The 18,998-nt window shown below is 72.0% G+C and carries 18 protein-coding genes; 13 read left to right on the top strand and 5 right to left on the bottom strand.

Annotation, left to right across the window (positions count from 1 at the left end; all coding sequences use genetic code 11):
• Positions 1-68: 68 nt before the first annotated feature.
• The 3 genes from IE95_RS0109725 to nrdD all read right to left on the bottom strand — a co-directional run bounded on the left by IE95_RS0109725 (position 69) and on the right by nrdD (position 4,635).
• The gene (locus tag IE95_RS0109725; RefSeq protein ID WP_030151436.1) at positions 69-1,658 is read right to left on the bottom strand and encodes a sialidase family protein; all 1,590 of its coding nucleotides are present in this window, start codon (positions 1,656-1,658) and stop codon (positions 69-71) included.
• Positions 1,659-1,790: 132 nt separating this feature from the next.
• Positions 1,791-2,363, bottom strand: a complete 573-nt coding sequence (gene nrdG, locus IE95_RS0109720) for an anaerobic ribonucleoside-triphosphate reductase activating protein (RefSeq protein ID WP_030151435.1) — start codon at positions 2,361-2,363, stop codon at positions 1,791-1,793.
• 7 nt (positions 2,364-2,370) lie between these two features.
• Positions 2,371-4,635, bottom strand: coding sequence for an anaerobic ribonucleoside-triphosphate reductase (gene nrdD, locus IE95_RS0109715; RefSeq protein ID WP_051702958.1), 2,265 nt, complete (start codon positions 4,633-4,635; stop codon positions 2,371-2,373).
• 398 nt (positions 4,636-5,033) lie between these two features.
• Between nrdD and IE95_RS0109710 the strand changes: the two genes are divergently transcribed.
• Entirely contained in the window at positions 5,034-6,476 is a 1,443-nt protein-coding gene (locus IE95_RS0109710; protein ID WP_084690058.1) for an aminotransferase class I/II-fold pyridoxal phosphate-dependent enzyme, read from the top strand.
• The gene (locus IE95_RS0109705) at positions 6,473-7,237 is read left to right on the top strand and encodes a YggS family pyridoxal phosphate-dependent enzyme (RefSeq protein WP_030151432.1); all 765 of its coding nucleotides are present in this window, start codon (positions 6,473-6,475) and stop codon (positions 7,235-7,237) included. Before IE95_RS0109710 ends, IE95_RS0109705 begins: the two co-directional genes overlap by 4 nt.
• Before the next feature lie 108 nt (positions 7,238-7,345).
• Here IE95_RS0109705 and IE95_RS0109700 read toward each other — a convergent pair whose 3' ends face one another.
• Positions 7,346-7,936, bottom strand: a complete 591-nt coding sequence (locus IE95_RS0109700; protein ID WP_030151431.1) for a DUF1349 domain-containing protein — start codon at positions 7,934-7,936, stop codon at positions 7,346-7,348.
• A 73-nt stretch (positions 7,937-8,009) separates the two neighbouring features.
• Positions 8,010-8,837, bottom strand: a complete 828-nt coding sequence (locus tag IE95_RS19600; protein ID WP_164984124.1) for a DUF4184 family protein — start codon at positions 8,835-8,837, stop codon at positions 8,010-8,012.
• A gap of 305 nt (positions 8,838-9,142) precedes the next feature.
• Here IE95_RS19600 and IE95_RS0109690 point away from each other — a divergent pair, with 305 nt between their 5' ends.
• The 11 genes from IE95_RS0109690 to IE95_RS0109640 all read left to right on the top strand — a co-directional run bounded on the left by IE95_RS0109690 (position 9,143) and on the right by IE95_RS0109640 (position 18,963).
• Positions 9,143-9,349, top strand: a complete 207-nt coding sequence (locus tag IE95_RS0109690; protein WP_030151429.1) for a hypothetical protein — start codon at positions 9,143-9,145, stop codon at positions 9,347-9,349.
• Between the two features lie 106 nt (positions 9,350-9,455).
• Positions 9,456-11,480 carry a threonine--tRNA ligase gene (thrS, locus tag IE95_RS0109685; RefSeq protein ID WP_030151428.1) on the top strand — a complete coding sequence of 675 codons (2,025 nt, stop codon included), beginning with the start codon at positions 9,456-9,458 and terminating at the stop codon, positions 11,478-11,480.
• A gap of 75 nt (positions 11,481-11,555) precedes the next feature.
• A complete protein-coding gene (locus tag IE95_RS0109680; protein ID WP_051702966.1) occupies positions 11,556-12,128 on the top strand; it encodes an HIT family protein in 573 nt (190 codons plus the stop codon).
• Positions 12,129-12,779, top strand: coding sequence for a phosphatidylinositol phosphate synthase (gene pgsA, locus IE95_RS0109675; protein ID WP_030151426.1), 651 nt, complete (start codon positions 12,129-12,131; stop codon positions 12,777-12,779). It abuts the gene before it with no gap.
• Between the two features lies 1 nt (position 12,780).
• Entirely contained in the window at positions 12,781-13,767 is a 987-nt protein-coding gene (locus IE95_RS0109670; protein WP_030151425.1) for a phosphatidylinositol mannoside acyltransferase, read from the top strand.
• A 2-nt stretch (positions 13,768-13,769) separates the two neighbouring features.
• Complete coding sequence (locus IE95_RS0109665; RefSeq protein ID WP_169741403.1) at positions 13,770-14,981, top strand: glycosyltransferase family 4 protein; 1,212 nt, start codon at positions 13,770-13,772, stop codon at positions 14,979-14,981.
• Positions 14,978-15,649, top strand: coding sequence for a hypothetical protein (locus IE95_RS0109660; protein WP_030151423.1), 672 nt, complete (start codon positions 14,978-14,980; stop codon positions 15,647-15,649). The genes IE95_RS0109665 and IE95_RS0109660 overlap by 4 nt, the downstream gene beginning before the upstream one ends.
• A gap of 123 nt (positions 15,650-15,772) precedes the next feature.
• Positions 15,773-16,696 (top strand): pyridoxal 5'-phosphate synthase lyase subunit PdxS, encoded by a 924-nt coding sequence (gene pdxS, locus IE95_RS0109655; protein ID WP_206053308.1) that lies wholly within the window; start codon positions 15,773-15,775, stop codon positions 16,694-16,696.
• A gap of 57 nt (positions 16,697-16,753) precedes the next feature.
• Complete coding sequence (locus tag IE95_RS0109650) at positions 16,754-17,431, top strand: NUDIX hydrolase (RefSeq protein ID WP_084690054.1); 678 nt, start codon at positions 16,754-16,756, stop codon at positions 17,429-17,431.
• Positions 17,432-17,537: 106 nt separating this feature from the next.
• On the top strand, positions 17,538-18,197 hold the full coding sequence (pdxT, locus tag IE95_RS0109645; RefSeq protein WP_030151420.1) for a pyridoxal 5'-phosphate synthase glutaminase subunit PdxT: 660 nt from the start codon (positions 17,538-17,540) through the stop codon (positions 18,195-18,197).
• 7 nt (positions 18,198-18,204) lie between these two features.
• Entirely contained in the window at positions 18,205-18,963 is a 759-nt protein-coding gene (locus IE95_RS0109640; RefSeq protein ID WP_030151419.1) for a YebC/PmpR family DNA-binding transcriptional regulator, read from the top strand.
• The last annotated feature ends 35 nt before the right edge of the window (positions 18,964-18,998 follow it).

Below are 18,998 nucleotides of genomic sequence, written 5' to 3'. Positions count from 1 at the left end.
CCTGTCCGGTCCGCGTGCCCGACGGCGGAGCGCACCCGCCACACGAGGCCGCGGTCATCCGTCGGGCGTCACGCGACCGGCACGACCTCCCCGGTCACGGTGTCCGCGCGGAACGCCCGCTCGAACCGCTCCGTGCCCGCCTGGACCGCGCACCTGACGACCGCGAAGCCGGCGGCCACGTCCTGCGCGGTCACGGTGTAGGTCGGCGTGAAGTACAGGGTGCCCTCACCGGGCGCGAGGTGCACGGCCGGGAACCCGGCCGCCACGTCGCCGTCGAAGCTGCCGCTCAGCGCGGCCGTGACGGGCTCCGTGCCACGGTGCCGGAAGCGTCCGGTGAACGCGAGGATGTCGCCCGCCCGCAGCCCCGGCGCGGGCGGACCGTAGTTGACGTCCTGCGCCTCGCGCGTGCCGAGGACCTGGTCGCCGTCGTACCCCTGCCCGATCTCCTTCCAGGTGTGCACGCCCCACCCGCCGCCCTCGGCCGAGATGACGTGCGACGCGCCCACCGTGACCCATTCGGCGGGGCGCCCCGGGGTGATCGAGCGCAGCACCATGGTGAAGGCGCCGCCGTCGTCGTCGACGAACGTCTCGGCGGCCTCGGCGAGCGCCGCGGGGGACAGCGCCTCGGCCTCGATGCGGGCGAACACGATCTCGCGGTACCCGTCGCGTTCGTAGAGCACGCCGAGCGACCCGTCGGCGAGCACGGCTCCCGTCGAGTAGGCGCTCGATCCTGCGCAGATCGTGAGCGCGGGCCGCCACGTCGTGCCCTCGTCGTGCGAGACGCTCAGCACGGTGTTGCGGCGCAGGTCGGTGTCGCGGTTGTTGGTCACGAGCAGAGGAGCCGCCGCGTCGGTGACGTCCCCGAGCCGCAGGATGCTGCCGTTGTCGCTCGGGTCGGGCAGGTCCGGCACGGGCGTCAGCGGCCCGTAGGAGTGGCCGCCGTCGGTCGAGACGGCCTGCACCCGGGCGCCCGTGGCGCGCGAGCTCAGCAGGACGCGGCCGTCGCTCAGCTCGACGACCTTGTTCTCGTTGGCCCCGGGCCCCGTGGGCTCACCGAGGGTCCACGTGTCGCCGTGGTCGTCCGAGTAGGCCGACGCCGCGCGGATCTCGCCGTGCAGGAGCAGCACCATCTGCTGGAGCAGGCGCCCCGCGAACGGGCCGGTCTCGAGCTGGATCCCTGCGCCGGCCGCGGCGAAGAGCCCGGTGACGCCCTGCGGCTTGAGCGCGGCCGTCACGCGCCGGTGGGTCCAGGTCAGGCCGTCGTCGTCGGAGAACGACAGGTCGACGTGCTGGACGTCGTCCTCGGGCTCGAGGCCCGGGCCCGCCTCGAAGAACCCCGCGTGGGTCCCCGCGGCGTGGAAGCAGAAGATGCGCCCGGTGACGCGGTCGACGAGCAGGCTCGGGTCGCCGAACCCCTGGAGACCCGTGCCGACGCGCACGTCCTGCTGCGGGCCCCACGTGCGGCCGTGGTCGAGGCTGCGCCGGACCAGGAGGTCGATCGTGTTCGGCAGGTCGTCGAGGTTGGGGCGTCCGTCGTACGCCGCGAGGACCGTTCCGCGCGTCGAGACGGCCAGGGCGGGGATGCGGTACTGGCGGTGCCCGCCGACGCCGCGGGCGGCCAGGACCTGGTGGGTGATTTCGTGGGGGTTCGTGCGCATCCCCTAGATGTACCCCGGCGCGTGCCCGGGACCAAGCTCCCTCGGGCGGCGAGTCCGCGCGCCCGCTCCACGGACCGTGCCCGACGGCGGGGCGCACCTTCGCACGGAAGGCGCGCCCCGCCGTCGGGCAGGTCAGGTGGACCGGGACTTGCTCGCTGCCGTCCACGGGACCGCGCGACCCGCGGCGAGCGAGGCCGGGACCGACAGCACGCGCTGGTTCGTGCTCCCGCGGAACGGGAGCGTGAGGTCGCGGTGCGCGATCTCGAACCGGCCGTCGACCAGGACGTCGACCTCGGCGAGGAGCTCCTGCTTGTCGCCCGAACCGGCGGCCAGCTCCTCGAACGTGTAGCCGGTCCAGCACCACACGTCCTTGCCCCGTCCGTGCTGCTCACGCAGGCGCCGCACGAGGCGCAGGCACACGCCCGTGTTGAGGAACGGCTCGCCGCCGAGCAGCGAGAGCCCCTGCACGGACTCGTGCGCGAGGTCCGCGAGGATCCGCTCCTCGAGCTCGTCGGTGTACGGGGACCCGTAGCGAAAGCTCCACGTCGCCTCGTTGAAGCAGCCCTCGCACGCGAACAGGCACCCGCTCACGTACAGGCTGCAGCGCACGCCCTCGCCGTCGACGAACACGAACGGCTTGTAGTCCGCGACGTGACCCTGGCTGAAACGCTCCGCGAGCCAGTCGGGCTGCGGGTCCCTGGACACGACGCCCTCAGGATTCCGCGGGGCCGACGTCGACCGAGGCGCTCGCGGACCCGGTGCCTTGCGGTGCGCTCAGGCTCACGGACCCCGCCATGTGCTTGACGCGCGAGGAGATCTCGACGTGCCTCCCGTGCACCATGGGGCGCTGCTGCGGGTTCCCGAGGTACCCGCACGTGCGCTTGACGACGTCGCACGTCCGCGGGTCGGTGTTCCCGCACCCCGGGCACGCGAAGCCGCGCGCCGTCGGGGTGAAGTCGCCGGCGTAGCCGCACGCGTAGCACCGGTCGATCGGGGTGTTCGTGCCGAGGTACCCCACCCGGTCGTAGGCGTAGTCCCACACGGCCTCGAGCGCCTTCGGGTTCTGCTGGAGCACCGGGTACTCGCAGTAGTGGATGAAACCGCCCGAGGCGTACTGCGGGTAGTCCATCTCGAAGTCGAGCTTCTCGAACGGCGTCGGGTCCTTGCGCACGTCGTAGTGGAAGCTGTTCGTGTAGTACTCCTTGTCGGTGATGTCGGCCACCACCCCGAACTTCTCCCGGTCGAGCCGCGCGAACCGGTCCGTGAGGCTCTCGCTCGGCGTCGAGTAGACGCTGAACTGGTAGCCGTGCTCGGCCGTCCACGCGGACGTGTGCTCCTTGAGGGTCCGCAGCACGCACAGCGTCATCTCCTTGGCCTCGGGGTCGGTCTCCCACGCGCCGCCGAAGAACGCGGCCGCGACCTCGTAGAGCCCGATGTACCCGAGCGAGACGGTCGCGCGCCCGTCGCGGAAGAGCTGGTCGACGTCGTCGTCCGGGGCCAGGCGCTCGCCGAACGCGCCGTGCACGTACAGGATCGGTGCGTTGCCCGGGACGGCTTCCTTGCAGCGTTCGACGCGGTAGACGAGCGCGTCGTGGACCGTGGCCAGACGTTCCGTCAGCAGGTCCCAGAACACCTCCTGGCTGCCACGGGCCTCCAGGGCGATGCGGGGCAGGTTGAGCGTCACGACGCCGAGGTTCATGCGGCCTTCGACCACGTCGTTGCCGTCCGCGTCTCGCCACCCCTGGAGGAACGAGCGGCAGCCCATGGGCATCTTGAAGCTGCCCGTGAGCTCGACGATCTTGTCGTAGCTCAGCACGTCGGGGTACATGCGCTTGGTCGCGCACTCCACGGCGAGCTCCTTGACGTCGTAGTTCTCGTCACCCGGCTCGAGGTTGACCCCGCGGCGCAGCGTGTAGATGAGCTTGGGGAAGATCGCGGTGCGGCCCTCCGCGCCCAGGCCCTTGATGCGGATCTGCAGGATCGCGCGCTGGATCTCGCGTTCGAGCCAGTGCGTGCCCAGCCCGAAGCCGACCGACGTGAACGGCGTCTGCCCGTTGGACGTGAAGAGCGTGTTGATCTCGTACTCGAGGCTCTGCATCGCGTCGTAGATGTCCTTGGCCGTCTTGGCCCGCGCGTACGCGTCGTGGGCCCGGGCGTCGGGGAGCCAGTGCCCGGCCTCGACCAGGTGCTTGGCGTAGTTGAGCTCGGCGTACGGGGCCAGGAGCTCGTCGATCCGGTTGACCGAGCAGCCGCCGTACTGGCTGGATGCGACGTTCGCGATGATCTGCGTGATCTGCGCGGCCGCGGTCTGGATCGAGCGGGGCGGCTCGACCTGCGCGTTGCCGATGCGGAACCCCTCGGAGAGCATCGTCCGGAAGTCGATCAGGCAGCAGTTCGTCATGGGCGCGTACGGGTGGTAGTCGAGGTCGTGGTAGTGGATGTCGCCCTTCTGGTGGGCGTTCGCGACGTGCGGGGGCAGCATGCGCAGGCCGACCGCCTTGCCGACCGCGCCGGCCGTCAGGTCGCGCTGGGTGTTGAAGACGTCCGAGTCCTTGTTCGCGTTCTCGTTGACGACGGCCGAGTCCTTGCTGATCAGCCCCACGATCGAGTGGTTGAGGTCGGTCGAGCGGCTGCGTGCGAAGTCCCGCTGGACGCGGTAGTCGATGTAGGCGCGTGCCACGTCGTACTCGCGCGAGGCGAGCAGCTCGTGCTCGACCACGGCCTGGATCTCGTAGATCTGCACGACGTCCGTGAAGCGCACCGAGATCTCTGCGACCACCCGCTCGAGCACCGCGTCGAGAGCGCGTTCGTGGAACGGCGTCGCGACCCCGTGGACCTCCTCGTACGCCTTGCTCAGCGCGGCGCGGATCCGTGAGTCGTCGAACGCGAGCGCTCGCCCGTCACGCTTGAGCACCGTGAGGCCGCTCACCGCCCCCGACGTGACGTCCTCGCTCTGCTCGACCCCGACCGGACCCATGCGACCACGACCTCTCTGCGTGACGCCCCGAGCCTGCCGCGAAGGGCAAGCCGGGGCGTCGATGAAGAACTAGATGTAGTAGCAATTACACCCGCGTGGCCCACATGTAGTGGCCAAACTCGGGCGCGCCGGGACCTTCCTCCCTGAGGTCGGGACGTTGGTCACTCCGCCGACGGACCTTCGGGCCCGGCGTGGCGCGACGAGCTCCTGCGGGGGGTGTGTCCGTCCGCCGTCCGCCGCCCGCCGCCCGCCGCCCGCCGCCGGGCGGCGGGCGTGGAGCCGGGTGCACGTCCGCGCCTGCGTCGGGGAAGGCTGGCCAAACATATGTCCTAGGACATATGTTTGCTGCCGAGTCGTCCGCGCGACGCGGGCGCCGTCGCAGGGGCAGGGAGGGGAGCATGGCCGCGATCGACAGGATCCACGGGGCGAGCGCTGACGAGGTGGTCGCGTCCGTCCGTGCGCTCGTGGACACAGGAGTGCTGGCCGCCGGGGAGTCGCTCCCGCCCATCCGGGCGCTCGCGGTCGACCTCGGGGTGAACCGCAACACCGTGGCCGCCGCGTACGCCCAGCTGGTGGCCGCCGGCGTCGTCGAGAGCCGCCGGCGTGGGGGCACGGTCGTGCTCGGCGTCCCTGTCCTCGACCGCGAAGGCCTGGTGCCCACCGACCTCGTGGACCTGTCGAGCGGGAACCCCGACCCGACCCTGCTCCCAGACCTGTCGGGAGCCCTCGACGCGGGCTACGTCCCCTCGCTGTACGGCGGGTCCCCGGTCGACACCGACCTCGCACGGTGGGCGCTCGAGCACCTCGCGCCGGACGTCGACCGCGAGCACCGCGTGGTCCTCGCGCACGGGGCCGTCGACGCGGTCGAGCGCCTCCTCGCCGCACACCTGACGCATGGAGACCTGGTCGCGGTCGAGGACCCGTGCTTCCTGTCGAGCATCGGCACGCTCCGGCTCGGTGGGTACCGCGGAGCTCCCGTCCCCGTCGACGACGAGGGCATGACCGTCGCCGCCCTGCGCCACGCGCTCGCGTCGGGCGCACGTGCCGTGGTGTGCACGCCCCGCGCGCACAACCCCACCGGGGTGAGCCTGACGCCCCGGCGTGCCGCTGCGCTGCGCGAGGTCCTGGCGGAGCACCCGGACGTGCTGGTCGTCGAGGACGACCACTTCTCGGCGGTGTCCACCCGTCCCTACGTGCGGATCACCCCGCCGGGGGCGCCCCGGTGGGCGCTCGTGCGGTCGGTGTCGAAGTTCCTCGGGCCCGACCTGCGCGTGGCCTTCGTGCTCGCCGACGTCACGACCGCAGCACGCCTCGAGACCCGGCTGAGCTCGTCCACCACGTGGGTCAGCCACGTCCTTCAGCGCGTCGTCGCCCACCTGCTCACCGACCCCGGCACGGACGCCCTCCTGGACCGTGCTCGCGCCACGTACGCGCGCCGCAGCGACCGGCTCGCCGCATCGCTCACGGAGCAGGGCATCCCCGTACCGGGACGCGGGGACGGCCTCAACCTGTGGGTGCCGCTGCCCGTGCCAGGTGCCGCCCGGCGGGTGGTGGACGACCTCGCGGCCCGCGGGTGGGCCGTCCGTGCCGGGGAGGACTTCAGCCTCGGCACGGGACGCGCCCCAGCGATCCGCGTCACGACCTCGACCCTGGACGCCCCGCGCGCGGTCGCGTTCGCGACCGACCTGGCCGCGGTCCTCCGGCCCCAGGGCGTCCCGGGGGACCGGGCGCACCGCCGGAGCGCGCCGGTCCGTACCAGGACGGGCGACGAGGAGCAGCGCACCGCCGAGGGGCAGGAGAACCCCACCCCGACCGCCTCCGACCCGTGGGAGAACCTGTGACCGCTCGCCCCCTCGACCAGCCCTACCGCACGGCACGCACCGTCGCGGACTTCACCAGCGCGCTGGACGCCGTGCGCACACGGATCGCGGCCGCCGCCGCGGAGGTCGGGCGCGACCCGGCTGCCGTGCGGCTGCTGCCGGTCAGCAAGACCGTGCCCGAGGACCGGATCCGCCGGGCCGTCGCCGCGGGGCTCGTCCGGCTGGGCGAGAACAAGGTCCAGGAGGCCCGCCGCAAGTCCGAGAACCTGGCGGACCTCGACGTCGAGTGGTCGCTCGTCGGGCACCTGCAGACGAACAAGGCCAAGGACGTCGCGGCCTTCGCGACCGAGTTCCAGGCCCTCGACTCGCTGCGCGTCGCGCAGGCGCTCGACCGGCGACTCCAGGCACTGGGGCGTGGCCTCGACGTCCTGGTGCAGGTCAACACCTCGGACGAGCCCAGCAAGTACGGCCTGGCCCCCGAGGAGGTGCCCTCCTTCGTCCGGACGCTGCCGACGTTCACGGCGCTGAGGGTCCGCGGACTCATGACCCTGGCCGAGCTCACCACGGACCGCGAGCGGGTGCGGGGATGCTTCACCCGGCTGCGAGTGCTCCGGGACCGCCTCCGCGACTCGGCGCCCGACGGCGTGGGGCTCGACGATCTCTCGATGGGCATGTCCGGCGACTACGAGCTCGCCGTCATGGAGGGAGCCACGTGCGTCCGTGTCGGGCAGGCCGTCTTCGGGCCCCGCGCGGTCCCGGACTCGGCCTACTGGCCCACCTGACGGACAGCGCCGGTCGGACCGCGCCCGAGGTCGGCGCCAGGCGGCCTGCGGCGGTGACGACGCGGAGAGGCCGAGGGCCGGTGGGCGGGCGCTGAGGTCGGCTCGCGGTCAGCTCCCGTCGCGCAGGTCGCCGGGCGCGGTGTCCTCGAGCGCGATCCGGTCGAAGACCGCGGTGCACGTCGTGCCCAGGGGGGCCTGCGCGAGGAAGCCCACCCGGACCGGCAGGTCGGAGAAGAGTCGGAAGAGGCGGACGAACTCCCAGGTCTCGCCGTCGCGCGAGGCGTGGAACGCCCAGGCGGGTCCGGTCCGCACGACCCGCAGGTGCACGGTCTCGTCGTCGACGTCCCAGGAGTTGCAGTCGTCGGTGTACTCGTTCGTGACGGTCGAGACGACCATGGTCCGGCCGTCCGGTGCCTGCTCGAAGCAGAGCTTGGCCCAGTGCGAGTCGTCGGCCCACAGGACCAGGGCGCCTGCGTCGAACGTCGTGCGTCCGGTCGTCACCCGGACCCGGGCGGACAGCGCGAGCTCGGCCGGTGCGTCGAACACGAGCGCCGGGGCAGCGTGCTGCGGCGGTGCGCCCAAGGCGTCGTTCGTCCAGTCGGTGCCGGCCGGGGCGGTCAGGGTCACGGCGTCGTCGGCGACCTGACCTGCGCCTTCGTGGGACAACCAGTGCAGCGGGGGGAGGGAGATCTTCGTCACGCCGACACCCTACCCGGGTGGGACCTCGCGAGTGGAAGCGCTCCCGCATGGGTGCGCGACGCCGTCGGGCCGGTCAGCCCGGGGGCTGGACGGGCGCCGCGCCGAGGGCGGCCGAGGGGCGTCCGTCCCTGTGTCGGACGGTCGTGCAGGCGACGGCCCACACGACCAGGCCGAGCCCCGCGCCGAGCACGGGGTGCGTCGCGGCCAGACGTGCGAGGGAGAAGACGGTCACGGCATGGTCGGTCGCGACGAGGCGCACCACCGCCCCGACCGTCCCGACCGCCGCCCCTGCGCCCACGGCGAGCACCGCGGAGCGCAGGTGCTGCGGCGGGGAGACCGGCTCCGCGCGTCGCCACCAGCGCACCGTGAGGACCGCGATCGTCGCGAAGCCGACGAGCGAGCTCCCGTGCTGGAGGTACTTGTAGGCCGTCACGCCTGCGACGGGTGTACGCAGGACGTCCCACGTCTGGACCGCGGTGCCGCGCAGGTGCGTGAAGTCGTCCCAGAGGATGTGCGTGAGCGTGCCGGCCACGGCGAACCCGACGACTGTCCCCACGACAGCGAGCGGGTGCGCCGCGCGGGTCGACGCGTCGGGCACCGGTGCGGACCGGCGGGGGAGCGCGGCCAGGAACGGACCCCGGACGACGAGCACCCACAGCGCGGTGAACGCGAGCGTGAGCGCCAGGTCCACGGTCACCACGCCCAGGAGGCGGTGCGTGGGACGGGCCAGCTCGTCCGTGCCGGGGACCAGGACGTCGAGGAAGAGCGGGGCGTCGGGCACCATCGCGCCGACCGCGAAGGCGGGCAGGGCCCAGAGGAGCAGGTCCGGGGGGAGCGCGCGCCGCGCACGGCGACCGGCGAGGGGGAGGGACACCAGGGCGTGGACGGGGGTGTACGGCACGCGGCACATCATGGCAGCGGCCCAGCAGGGGCGGTCGGTCGGTCCATGCCCGGGACGGTTCGCCCAAGCGTCGGACATCTCACACTTTTCGGGCCCGCCTCTCTGGGGCAGAAATAGTGTGCCAAGCGGACATGTCATCTGCACCCGACCTCCCGTACCCGACTCACCGACCAGCAGGGAAGAACGGGGTCTCGTCCCGGACGGCGAACCGTCGTCGTCCTCCCGTGGAAGGAAGCACCGGACGGCGGTAGTTTCGCTGGGGCGGGACACCCGTCTCGCGACCGACCCGGTGCGAAGGGACGAGCATGGGAATCGACGACGCAAAGGACAAGGCGGCTGCTGCAGGCGACGACGCCAAGGAGGGCCTGGGGGGACTGGTCGACAAGGCCAAGGGCTTCCTGACCGACGACAAGATCGACGAGGTCGCCGGCACGATCAAGGGATTCACGCCGGACACGGTCGACGGGCACGTGGACACCCTGGCCGAGAAGGCCAAGGAAGCGAACGACTGATCGGTCGCGGTACGCACGCGACCGGCCGAGGTCGGTAACATCGAGGGGCGCCGCCGTCTGGTGGCGCCCTTTCCACTGCCCTGTCGAGCCGCTAGGAGCGCGCACCGTGTCAGACGTTCTCTCGTCACCCTTGTCCATCACTCTCGACGGGGAACGGACCACGGTGGAGACGGGGACGACCGGTGTGGACCTGTTCCAGGGCCGCCGCGACGTCGTCGTCCTGCGTGTGAACGGCCACCTCAAGGACCTCGACACGACCGTCGCCGAGGGCGACGAGGTCGAGGGCGTGACGATCGACTCGCCCGACGGGCTCGACGTGCTGCGCCACTCCGCCGCGCACGTCCTGGCCCAGGCCGTCCAGCAGGTCAACCCCGACGCCAAGCTCGGCATCGGCCCGCCCGTCCGCGACGGCTTCTACTACGACTTCGACGTCGAGACCCCGTTCACCCCCGACGACCTCAAGGCCCTCGACAAGGCCATGGCGCGCATCGTCAAGGACGGCCAGACGTTCAAGCGTCGCGTCGTGACCGACGACGAGGCGCGCGCCGAGCTCGCGAACGAGCCCTACAAGCTCGAGCTGATCGGTCTCAAGGGCTCCGGCTCGGCCGATGAGGCCGCGGGGGAGGGCGTGTCGGTCGAGGTCGGCGCCGGCGAGCTCACCATCTACGACAACCTGCGACGTGACGGCTCGGTGGCCTGGAAGGACCTGTGCCGCGGCCCGCACCTTCCCAGCACCCGCCTCATCGGCAACGGCTTCCAGCTCATGCGCAGCGCCGCCGCCTACTGGCGCGGTAGCGAGAAGAACCCCCAGCTCCAGCGCGTCTACGGCACGGCCTGGCCCACCAAGGACGAGCTGCGCGCCTACACCGAGCGCCTGGCCGAGGCCGAGCGCCGCGACCACCGTCGCCTGGGCGTCGAGCTCGACCTCTTCTCGTTCCCGGACGAGATCGGCTCGGGCCTCGCGGTCTTCCACCCCAAGGGCGGGATCATCCGCAACGAGATGGAGGAGTACTCGCGCAAGCGGCACATCGAGGCGGGCTACTCGTTCGTCAACTCCCCGCACATCACCAAGGAGAAGCTGTACCAGGTCTCCGGGCACCTCGACTGGTACGCCGAGGGCATGTACCCCCCCATGCACCTCGACGAGGAGCGCGACGCCGACGGCACGCTGCGCCGTGCCGGGCAGAACTACTACCTCAAGCCCATGAACTGCCCCATGCACAACCTGATCTTCGACGCGCGCGGCCGCTCGTACCGTGAGCTCCCGCTGCGGCTCTTCGAGTTCGGGACGGTCTACCGCTACGAGAAGTCGGGCGTCGTGCACGGCCTGACCCGGGCCCGCGGCTTCACCCAGGACGACGCGCACATCTACTGCACGCGCGACCAGATGAAGTCCGAGCTGACCGACGCGCTCACCTTCGTCCTCGACCTGCTCAAGGACTACGGGCTCGACGACTTCTACCTCGAGCTCTCGACCCGCGACCCCGAGAAGTCGGTCGGCACCGACGACGCCTGGGAGGAGGCGACCGAGACGCTGCGTCAGGTCGCCGAGGAGTCGGGCCTGGCCCTCGTGCCGGACCCGGGCGGCGCCGCGTTCTACGGCCCCAAGATCTCGGTCCAGGCGAAGGACGCGATCGGCCGCACCTGGCAGATGTCGACCATCCAGCTCGACTTCAACCTGCCGGAGAAGTTCGACCTCGAGTACCAGGCCTCGGACGGCACGCGCCAGCGCCCCGTCATGATCCACCGTGCGCTCTTCGGCTCGATCGAGCGCTTCTTCGCGGTGCTCACCGAGCACTACGCGGGCGCCTTCCCGGCCTGGCTCGCGCCGGTCCAGGTCGTGGCCGTACCCGTGGCCGAGCCCTTCAACGACTACCTGGCGGACGTCGTCGCCCAGCTCCGGGCCCAGGGGATCCGCGCCGAGGTCGACTACTCGGACGACCGCTTCGGCAAGAAGATCCGCACGGCCAGCACCCAGAAGGTGCCGTTCGTCCTCATCGCGGGCGGCGAGGACGTCGAGGCCGGCGCTGTGTCGTTCCGGTACCGCGACGGGCGCCAGGACAACGGCGTGCCCGTGGCCGAGGCCATCGAGCGGATCGTGTCTGCGGTCCGCGAGCGCAGCCAGGTCTGACGCGTGACGTCGGACGGCGCAGGGGCCGGGTACTCGGTCGAGGGCCCGGAGGGGCATCCTCGGTTCGACGACGGGATGGACCGGCTGTGGACTCCGCACCGGATGGTCTACATCGGTGGGCAGGACAAGCCGGTCGACGACCGGTCGTCGTCGTGCCCGTTCTGCCGGGTTCCTGCGCTGTCCGACGAGGACGGGTTGGTGGTGGCGCGGGGCACGTGGTGCTTCGTGGTGCTCAACCTGTACCCGTACAACCCGGGGCACCTGATGGTGTGCCCGTACCGCCACGTGTCGGACTACACGGAGCTGACGCCCGAGGAGACCGACGAGCTGGCGCGGTTGTCGCAGCAGGCGATGCGGGTCACGCGTGCGGTGTCGGGGCCTGACGGTTTCAACCTGGGCATGAACCAGGGGGCGGTCGCGGGGGCCGGTATCGCGGCGCACCTGCACCAGCACGTGGTGCCGCGCTGGTCGGGGGACGCGAACTTCCTGCCGATCGTGGCGCACACCAAGGCGGTGCCGGAGCTGTTGGGGGACACGCGGGCCCGGTTGGCGGCAGCGTGGGGTGCGGCGCCCGCTGTGCCTGACCAGGCCGCCGTGGCGGACGAGAACGACGTGGCGCCGGTGGCGCCCACTTCCGAGGAGAGCTAGATGTTCGGTCGGCTGCGCGCCGTCGTGACGAGGTTGTTCACGCCGATCGCGGCGTTCCTGCTGCGCGTCGGGGTGTCCCCGGACGCGGTCACGGTCGTGGGGACGCTCGGGGTCGTGGCGTCCGCGCTGTGGCTGTTCCCGACGGGGCACCTGTTCGCGGGCACCATGGCGATCATGGTCTTCGCGTTCTCGGACGCTCTGGACGGTGTGATGGCGCGCTTGTCGGGGCGCTCGGGTCCGTGGGGGGCGTTCCTGGACTCGACGCTGGACCGGCTGGCCGACGCCGCGATCTTCACGGGGCTGATCGTGTGGTTCGTGCGCACGGAGAACACGTGGGGCATCACGGTGGGGCTCGCGTGCCTGGTCCTGGGGTCGGTGGTGCCGTACGCGCGGGCCAGGGCCGAGGGGCTGGGCATGACGGCTGCCGTGGGGATCGCGGAGCGTGCGGACCGGCTGGTCGTGACGCTCGTCGCGGCGGGTCTCGTGGGTCTGGGGCTGCCGGTGACGGTGCTGGTCGTGGTCCTGGGCCTGCTCGGGGCCGCGAGCGCCGTGACGGTGGTGCAGCGGATGGCGACGGTGCGTCGTCAGGCGGTTGCTGCTGCGGGGGGGTCGTCGTCGGAGGGCGCTGCAGCGTCCGAGGGTGGTGCGTGAGGTGGGGGTGAGTGCGGACAAGGCGTTCACGTTCGCGTGGCGCAACGCGCACAAGGTGCCGGAGCCGGTGCTGCGTGGGGTGTTCACGGTGATCGCGGACGTGGTGTGGGCGTCGCGCAAGGGGGGCGTGCCGCAGCTGGAGAGGAACCTGGCGCGGGTGCGTCCGGACCTGGATGCGCGGGGGTTGCGCCGGTTGAGCCGTGCGGGCATGCGGTCGTACATGCGGTACTACCGTGAGGCGTTCACGTTGCCGGCGGCGTCTCCTGCGCAGGTCGAGGCGCGGGTGCGGCTGGAGGGGTTCGAGAACTGCCTGCGGTTCACGTCGCAGGGTGTGACGCCGTTGTTGGCGTTGGGGCACATGGGTAACTGGGACCTGGCGGGGGCGTTCGCGACGCCGCACATCGCGCCGGTGCTGACGGTCGCGGAGCGGCTGAAGCCTGAGGAGCTGTTCCAGGAGTTCTTGGCGTTCCGCAACTCGTTGGGGATCGAGATCCTGGCGTTGGGGGACGGGGACGTGTTCCGTGAGCTGATGCGTGGTGCGCGGGGGCCGGGGAGGTTGATCCCGTTGCTCGCGGACCGTGACCTGACGGAGCGGGGCGTGGAGGTGGACCTGTTCGGTGAGCGGGCCCGGGTGGCGGCGGGGCCGGCGGCGTTGGCGGTCTCGACGGGTGCGCCGTTGTTGACGGCGTCGATCCGGTACGAGCGGTTGACGGGGCCTCGGCGGCGGGCGGCGGGGACGCCGTGGGGGATCGTGATCCGGTTCTTCCCGCCGGTCGTCGTCCCGGAGGGGGTGCCGCGCAGCGAGCGGGTGGCGGCGGTGACGCAGGCGTGGGTGGATCAGCTGGCGGAGGGCATCGCGGCGGACCCGGAGGACTGGCACATGCTGCAGAAGGTGTTCGTGGCGGACCTGGACCCGGACCGGTACGCCCGGACGCGGGCGAAGGACGCGCAGGGTTCGACTGGTGGAGGGGCGGTGGGCTCGGCATGAGCCTGAAGGTCGGGATCGTGTGCCCGTACTCGTTCGACGTCCCGGGGGGTGTGCAGTTCCACATCCGGGACCTGGCGGAGGCGCTCATGGCGCAGGGGCACGAGGTGTCGGTGCTGGCCCCTGCGGACGAGGACACCCCGATCCCGGACTACATCACGTCTGCGGGTCGTGCGGTGCCGGTGAAGTACAACGGGTCGGTGGCGCGCATGACGTTCGGCCCGGTGACGGCGGCGCGGGTGCGCCGGTGGTTGGACGCGGGCCAGTTCGACGTGCTGCACCTGCACGAGCCGGTGACGCCGAGCTTGAGCATGCTGGCGCTGTGGATCGCGCAGGGGCCGATCGTGGCGACGTTCCACACGGCGCTGATCCGTTCGCGGGCGCTGCAGGTGGTGTACCCGTTGGTGCGGCAGAGCCTGGAGAAGATCTCGGCGCGCATCGCGGTGTCGGAGGATGCGCGGCGCACGCTCGTGGAGCACATGGGTGGTGACGCGGTCGTGATCCCGAACGGGGTGTACGTGGACACGTTCGCCGACGCGGAGCCGTCCGCGACGTGGCAGGGGACCCCGGACGCGCCGACGATCGCGTTCCTGGGCCGTCTGGACGAGCCGCGCAAGGGACTGCCGGTCCTGACGGCCGCGATCCCGCGCATCCTGGAGCAGGTCCCGGGGGCGCGCTTCCTGGTCGCGGGGCGCGGGGACCAGGGGCGTGCGGACGCGCTGGAGGCTCTGGGCGAGGCCGCGAGCGCCGTGGAGTTCCTGGGGTCGATCTCGGACGAGGAGAAGGCGTCGCTGCTGTCGTCGGTGGATCTGTACATCGCACCGCAGACGGGTGGGGAGTCTTTCGGGATCGTGCTGGTGGAGGCGATGAGCGCGGGGGCGTGCGTGGTGGCCTCCGACCTGGGGGCGTTCCGCCGGGTCCTGGACGAGGGGGAGGCGGGGGCGTTGTTCCCGGTGGGGGACTCGGTCGCGTTGGCGGAGACGGTGGTGCGGGTGCTGGCGGACCCGGCGGGTCGGGAGAGGTACTGCGAGCGGGCGATCTCGTTCGTGCGCCGGTTCGACTGGTCGACGGTGACGGCGGAGGTGCTCGCGGTGTACGAGATGGCGTTGGCGGCGTCGGATGCGGTGATCCCGGTGCACGAGGATCCGGCGTCGTTGCGTGGCGGTCGCCGGTTGGGGTTGTGGCCCCGCCCGGAGCAAGAGAGGAGCCCGTCGTGACGTGGTCGGAGATCGCCATCATCGTGGTGGCGGTGGTGCTGGTGGCGGGGTGGGCCTTGTGGGTCGCGGCTTCGCGCCTGGACCGGTTGCACCGCAAGGTCATGGCGTCGCGGTTGGCGTTGGACGCGCAGCTCGAGCGGCGGGCGTCGTCGGCGCTGGACCTGGCGGGGGCGGGGGAGCTGGACCCGGCGAGCTCGGTCCTGGTCGCGGAGGCGGCGTACGCGGTCCTGGACGACGACCTGCGCATGCGGGAGGTCGCGGCGGCGGTGCCGGGTCTGGCGGAGCTGGTCGCGGCCCCGGAGGGGGTGCGCAGGCCCGACGGCGGTACGCCCGTGGTGCGGGCTCCTCGCCTCCTGGCGGGGTTGGGGATGCAGCGGGCGATGGCGGAGAGCGACCTGTCGGCGACGTTGCGTGCGGCGCTCGAGGACCCGCAGGAGGTCGCGGAGATCCGGGCGTCACCGGCGGGCGCGGAGCTGCTGGCTGCGCTGGCGGGGGCCTGGTACCGGGCGCAGATCGCCCGCCGGTTCCACAACGAGGCGGTCGCGCAGACGCAGCGCCTGCGCCGGACCTGGTACGCGCGGGCGTTCTCCTTGGCGGGGCACGCGCCCATGCCGGTCACGGTCGAGCTGGACGACGCGTGGCCTCCGGCGCTGGACCGCAACCCCTGAGGGGCTCTCTGGTGCCCGAGGGGTGAGCGGGCCTCCGTAGACTGGGGGTGACGTGCAAGCATGTCGGCGGCACGAGCGTGACCCCTGCTCGTGCGTCCCAACGTGAAGATTCGAGGTTTCGCGGTGTCCGTGGAGAATTCCGGCGAGAACAGCCCCCAGGTGACCGACGTCGTCGGCTCGGCCAAGGTCAAGCGTGGCATGGCCGAGATGCTCAAGGGCGGCGTCATCATGGACGTCGTCACCCCTGAGCAGGCGAAGATCGCGGAGGACGCCGGCGCGGTGGCCGTCATGGCCCTCGAGCGCGTCCCGGCGGACATCCGCGCCCAGGGCGGGGTCTCGCGCATGAGCGACCCCGACATGATCGACGGCATCATCGCGGCCGTGTCGATCCCCGTCATGGCCAAGGCGCGCATCGGCCACTTCGTCGAGGCGCAGGTGCTGCAGGCCCTGGGCGTCGACTACATCGACGAGTCCGAGGTCCTGACCCCGGCCGACTACGCGAACCACATCGACAAGTGGGCGTTCGACGCACCGTTCGTGTGCGGGGCGACGAACCTGGGCGAGGCGCTGCGCCGCATCACCGAGGGCGCCGCCATGATCCGCTCCAAGGGTGAGGCCGGCACGGGCGACGTGTCGAACGCGACGACGCACATGCGCACCATCCGCGCCGAGATCCGCCGCCTGACGTCCTTGCCCGAGGACGAGCTGTTCGTCGCCGCGAAGGAGCTCCAGGCGCCGTACGAGCTCGTCAAGGAGATCGCCGCGACGGGCAAGCTGCCCGTGGTCATGTTCACCGCGGGCGGTATCGCGACCCCGGCCGACGCCGCCATGATGATGCAGCTCGGCGCCGAGGGCGTGTTCGTCGGCTCGGGCATCTTCAAGTCCGGCAACCCCGCCCAGCGTGCCGCGGCGATCGTGAAGGCCACCACGTTCTACGACGACCCGGCCGTCCTCGCGGACGTCTCGCGCGGCCTGGGCGAGGCCATGGTCGGCATCAACGTCGACGACATCCCCGTCCCGCACCGCCTCGCCGAGCGCGGCTGGTGACCCCGCGGGCCGGTCGAGGCGTCCCGGAGCCCGGGGGCACACCCCTGTGACCTCCTCATGACGAGCACCCCCGGCCGGTCCCTCGGCCACACCCCGGCCGGGGTGGACGCACCCGCTGCGCCCGCCCCGGCCACGGCCTCACCTGCCGGTCCTGCCGACCCCACGCCCGAGGCCCCCGGCGCGCTCGGCCCCGACTGGGTCCTCGGACCCGACGGCCTGCGCCACCGGCGCGGCGCCCGCGTCCTGCTCCTCGACGCCGCGGACCGCGTCCTGCTCGCGCGCGGCCACGACTCCGACCAGCCCGACCGCTCCTGGTGGTTCACCATCGGCGGCGGCATCGAGCCCGGCGAGAGCGACCTCGACGCCGCGGTGCGCGAGGTCCTCGAGGAGACCGGGCTGCACCTGGACCCCGCCATGCTCGAGGGCCCCGTGTGGACCCGCTCCGCCATCTTCGACTTCTACCGCGAACGCTGCCGCCAGGACGAGGTCTTCTACCTCGCCCGCCTCACCGACGAGCACACGAGCCGCCCCCTGACCCGCGACGGCTGGACCGAGATCGAGCACGACGTCGTCGACGAGATGCGCTGGTGGACCCTGCCCGAGCTGCGCACCGTGACCATCGAGGTCTTCCCCGCCGCCCTGCCCGACCTCCTCGCACCCCTCCTCGACGGGTGGGACGGGCAGACCCGGCACCTCGGCGAAGCCACCGAACAGGCCCTGAGTAGCCCCGAGTAGCCCCCGGCCCAGCCCTGCCCGGGCCCATGGCGCCCCGGCCCCCGCGAGCCGGGCACCGCCGTCGGGCACCTCGCACCCCGCCCACGCGCAGCACGTACGATGGGCGATCGTGAAACCGGTCATTGGAGTCCTCGCCCTGCAGGGCGACGTCCGCGAGCACGTGGCCGCCCTCGAGGTGGCCGGCGCCCGCGCCGTCACCGTGCGGCGCCCCACCGAGCTCGGCGGCCTCGACGGCCTCGTACTCCCCGGCGGGGAGTCGACCACGATCGACAAGCTGCTGCGGATCTTCGAGCTGTTCGACCCGCTGCGCACCGCGATCGGCGCCGGGCTGCCCGTGTACGGGTCGTGCGCCGGCATGATCCTGCTCGCCGACCGCGTCCTGGGCGCCACGCACGACCAGCAGACCCTCGGCGGGCTGGACGTCACGGTGCGCCGCAACGCGTTCGGGCGCCAGGTCGACTCGTTCGAGTCGTCCGTCGAGATGACCGGCGTCCCCGGCGGGCCCGTGCCCGCCGCGTTCATCCGCGCCCCCTGGGTCGAGGAGACCGGCCCCGGCGTCCAGGTCCTGGCCCGCACCCGCCACCGCGGCGCGGCCGCGCGCGCACGCTCCGGCGACGGGCCGGACGCCGGTGCCGCGGGGACGGGTGACGCCGCAGGTAGAATCGTCGCAGTACGTCAGGGAACGTTGCTCGCCACCTCCTTCCACCCCGAGATCACGGGCGATGCGCGGGTGCACGAGCTCTTCGTCGCAATCGTGAAGGAGTAACAGGGGTATGTCAGGACACTCCAAGTGGGCTACGACCAAGCACAAGAAGGCCGTGATCGACGCCAAGCGCGGCAAGCTGTTCGCCAAGCTCATCAAGAACATCGAGGTCGCGGCCCGCACGGGCGGCGGGGACCTCGCCGGTAACCCCACGCTCTTCGACGCCGTCCAGAAGGCCAAGAAGTCCTCGGTCCCCAACGACAACATCGACCGCGCCCTCAAGCGCGGCTCGGGCCAGGAAGCCGGCGGGGCCGACTACCAGACCATCATGTACGAGGGCTACGGCACGGGCGGCATCGCCGTCCTCGTCGAGTGCCTCACCGACAACAAGAACCGCGCCGCCGCCGAGGTCCGCATCGCGTTCACGCGCAACGGCGGCCAGCTCGCCGACCCCGGCTCGGTGTCCTACCTGTTCTCCCGCAAGGGCGTCATCGTGGTCCCCCAGGAGGGCACCACCGAGGACGACGTCATGGAGGCCGTCCTCGAGGCGGGCGGCGAGGAGGTCACCGATGAGGGCGACACGTTCGAGGTCCTCACCGAGGCCACCGACCTCGTCGCGGTCCGCACCGCGCTGCAGGACGCCGGCATCGAGTACGACTCCGCCGACGTCGTCTTCCACCCCTCCATGGAGGTCGAGGTCGACGCCGAGGGCGCCCGCAAGATCCTGCGCCTCATCGACGCCCTCGAGGACAGCGACGACGTGCAGAACGTCTACGCGAACTTCACCGCGAGCCCCGAGGTCATGGCCGAGCTCGAGAACGACGACTGACCCACCCCGGTGTGACGAAGGGCTCCGGCGCGCAC

Source organism: Oerskovia turbata, assembly GCF_000718325.1.
GTDB lineage: Bacteria > Actinomycetota > Actinomycetes > Actinomycetales > Cellulomonadaceae > Oerskovia > Oerskovia turbata.
This window is presented reverse-complemented; position numbering and strand designations above follow the sequence as displayed.

Excerpts from the sequence above, each read along its gene's own strand:
- pgsA (WP_030151426.1), top strand. The coding sequence starts at position 12,129 with ATGTTCGGTCGGCTGCGCGCCGTCGTGACGAGGTTGTTCACGCCGATC.
- nrdD (WP_051702958.1), bottom strand. The coding sequence starts at position 4,635 with ATGGGTCCGGTCGGGGTCGAGCAGAGCGAGGACGTCACGTCGGGGGCG.
- IE95_RS0109650 (WP_084690054.1), top strand. The coding sequence starts at position 16,754 with ATGACGAGCACCCCCGGCCGGTCCCTCGGCCACACCCCGGCCGGGGTG.
- IE95_RS0109725 (WP_030151436.1), bottom strand. The coding sequence starts at position 1,658 with ATGCGCACGAACCCCCACGAAATCACCCACCAGGTCCTGGCCGCCCGC.
- IE95_RS0109710 (WP_084690058.1), top strand. The coding sequence starts at position 5,034 with ATGGCCGCGATCGACAGGATCCACGGGGCGAGCGCTGACGAGGTGGTC.
- IE95_RS0109690 (WP_030151429.1), top strand. The coding sequence starts at position 9,143 with ATGGGAATCGACGACGCAAAGGACAAGGCGGCTGCTGCAGGCGACGAC.
- IE95_RS0109640 (WP_030151419.1), top strand. The coding sequence starts at position 18,205 with ATGTCAGGACACTCCAAGTGGGCTACGACCAAGCACAAGAAGGCCGTG.
- IE95_RS0109680 (WP_051702966.1), top strand. The coding sequence starts at position 11,556 with ATGGACCGGCTGTGGACTCCGCACCGGATGGTCTACATCGGTGGGCAG.